We start from the raw sequence: 2,793 nt of genomic DNA, 5'->3' as shown, positions 1-2,793 counted from the left end.
GAAGATATTTTAAAAGTTGAACAGGCAATAAAAGAAGCAAGAAGTAATGCTATTACCAGATCTCGTACTTGTCTAATTGATTTTTCCCAAGCCAGTACATCTAACGGCCAGGATGGTGGTTTAGTACAGGTTAAGCAAGGTAATGGAACCCTTATATCTCAGTTTTATTTAAGCAAAAATGTTCTTTATAATAGCACATCGAGCACTATATCAAGTAATGTAATAAGGTTCGATTTTCGAGGTCAACCTGTTGATAGTTCTGGGGCAACTTCTGGTTTCACTACAAGCACCAATCAGGTAACTATAAGTTATTATAAAGGATCAACTGCTCTTGCATCTAAGTCTACAACTGTTACACCAGTTACAGGTTATGCAAAAATTATTAATTAAGGACGCAATAAAAAATACTTACGCATTTTTCATCAAAATCCATAAGTATTTTTTACGCTGTCCTTAATTTAGTTTTACTTAAAAAAATTCCCTGTTTTACAGGGAATTTTTTTATTCCATAGTATCTTGTGAATCGGGACTGGTTATTTTTACTCCCATTTTTTTAAGTTCATTCATAGCTTTTGCTGCGTACGGAGAGTCAGGGAAATTATCCAGTACAGTTTGGAAGCACTCTATTGCTTCTTCTCTGTATTCTCTCTCTCTATATATAAAGCCTGTTTTGTAATATAACTGTGGGAAATCGTTGTTATTTGGATTTCCCAGTAGAGCGTCATCTAGTTGTAACTTGATATCAATTAAGTCTTCATTATCTTTAGGGGAGAATAATCCTGAAGCATAGACTTTTTTAACTAATGTATTTATAGTAGTCGTTATTTGGGTTATTTCTTCATCAGTTATTTTTTTCTTTTTCTTAGCAGCTAAAGCATCCGGCACTACAGCAAAACCCAGTAATGCTGAGAAGATTAAAGTAAATACTATTATTTTTTTAAATTTTATCATATCAATCCCCTCTTACCCCGGATACTTAAAGATTACAATATATAATTTGTGCTTTCCTCGATTAAATATATGAAATATTCTCACTTAATAGTCTTTATAAATCAAGTAAAAACCAAATTATTATTTAAATATAAAACTAAGTGAAAAGAATTAAGCTTGGTTTTATATATTATTCTCAATTCGTGCTAAAATTCTGCCTAAAGGGGTTTTCTCATTAAATTAATAAAGCTGGAGAGACAGTTTTTTAGAGGAGAAATAAGTGGAAATTATAAAAAAGCTGCAAAAGGATTATGGATATGATATTTTAGCGTTCATTGCTTTATTAATTATATTTACTTTTCTTGCTCACATATTTGTAGCTCATCAGGTACATCCTGTAGTAGACAGTTTTGTAGGGCCATTTATCTCATCAGAGATGTTAAAAGGGGGTGTTTTATATAAAGACATATTTATCCCATACGGACCTTTTGCATATCAATTGAACAGCTTTTTATTCATAGTTTTTGGAGAACATCTTAATACTCTTTATGCAGCTGGAATAGTTAATTCTCTGGTTATATTGAGTACGATATATCTAATAGCAAGGAGTATTTCATCCAGATGGGTAGCTTTCACAGTATCATTTATAATAATGACCACTTGCGTTTTTCATTATTATATCTTTAACTATATATTTCCTTATTCTCCTGCAATAAGCTATGCTTTAACAGCACTCTTATTATCTTTATTGTTTCTTATTTATTATCTTAAAACCTCAAATCCAATATATACAAGATTTTCTTTTTTATTCATAAGTATTTCTATGCTTTCCAAGTTAGATTTTTCTTTATTCTTAATTCCATTATTAATCATAGTATTATTTTTAAAGCCTATAACCAGAAAAGATTCAATATTAAACTTTGCAATCCTGATAATTATCCCTTTAGTTAGTTGGGGTACATTATTTTTGCAGGGATTAACATTATCTGATATGTCTAATTACCTGTATCACTTTGATAAATTCGTAAAGTCTCCTCTTGTAGAGTATTTTTACAGTAGATATTCTGGCTTATACCCTAGTATGCGATTTTTAAACCTTAATAGCTACAATTTTACAAAAATCATACTGATTTTTGCCACATCATTACTGCTCATTTGTCCTTTATTATATTTAATTCATAATAAATTAAATAACCTTAAAAAGGGGATTCAGACTGTTATAGCAATTCCTTTAGTTATAATTCCTATTTTAATAAGTGATTATTTTATTGAATACCGCAATATAATGTTTGGTTGGATAGCAATCACCACAACATTTATTCTTTTATTTATTTTGCTGTTTCCCTTTATAAAAGAAGATTTTAAGGGATTATCTTTTATAAATAAAATCAAGAAAATAAAAAATAAATTAGAAATATTAAGTTTAAATCAGAAAATTTTTATATTAATAACAATTGCGGCTTTAATTTCCTCTCTTAGATCTTATTTTTTCATTGATTTTAATAGTTTTGGTACATTTTTATTGCCGTTAACCCTTATGGTTAATGTTATTTTCCTTATAGATTATTTGCCCAATTATTTAAAACTGATTAATGCTAACATTTGGAAACAGGCTTGTTGTCTTGTTCTAATAGGTATAGGATTCGCTTTGTCTTTAAATTATATAGAAGAGATAGAATCTATGGTTTTATATCCTGTGAGTACAGCAAAAGGAACAATTTATACAAACAAAGTTTTTGCAGATGCTGCAAATGGAGCGATAGATTATATAAATAAAGAAATGCCGAAGAATGCAACATTTATAATGATGCCGCAGGGTCCTGCTTTGAATTTTTTGACCGATCATCCGTCTCATGGCTGGTA

At 29.5% G+C, this 2,793-nt stretch carries 1 protein-coding gene and 2 pseudogenes; 2 read left to right on the top strand and 1 reads right to left on the bottom strand.

All coding sequences use genetic code 11. From position 1 onward, the window contains the following. Positions 1-390, top strand: a pseudogene (locus tag A2255_00200) (hypothetical protein). Between the two features lie 111 nt (positions 391-501). Here A2255_00200 and A2255_00195 read toward each other — a convergent pair. After that, positions 502-951, bottom strand: a complete 450-nt coding sequence (locus A2255_00195; GenBank protein ID OGI17987.1) for a hypothetical protein — start codon at positions 949-951, stop codon at positions 502-504. A gap of 259 nt (positions 952-1,210) precedes the next feature. Between A2255_00195 and A2255_00190 the strand changes: the two are divergent. Continuing rightward, positions 1,211-2,793, top strand: a pseudogene (locus A2255_00190) (hypothetical protein).

Source organism: Candidatus Melainabacteria bacterium RIFOXYA2_FULL_32_9 (genome assembly GCA_001784615.1).
In the GTDB taxonomy this organism is placed as follows: Bacteria; Cyanobacteriota; Vampirovibrionia; order Gastranaerophilales; family UBA9579; genus UBA9579.
Note: the sequence above shows the minus strand (reverse complement) of the source record. Positions and strands in the feature narration are given on the sequence as shown.

Coding starts and splice junctions, on each gene's coding strand:
- A2255_00195 (OGI17987.1), bottom strand. CDS start 951: ATGATAAAATTTAAAAAAATAATAGTATTTACTTTAATCTTCTCAGCA.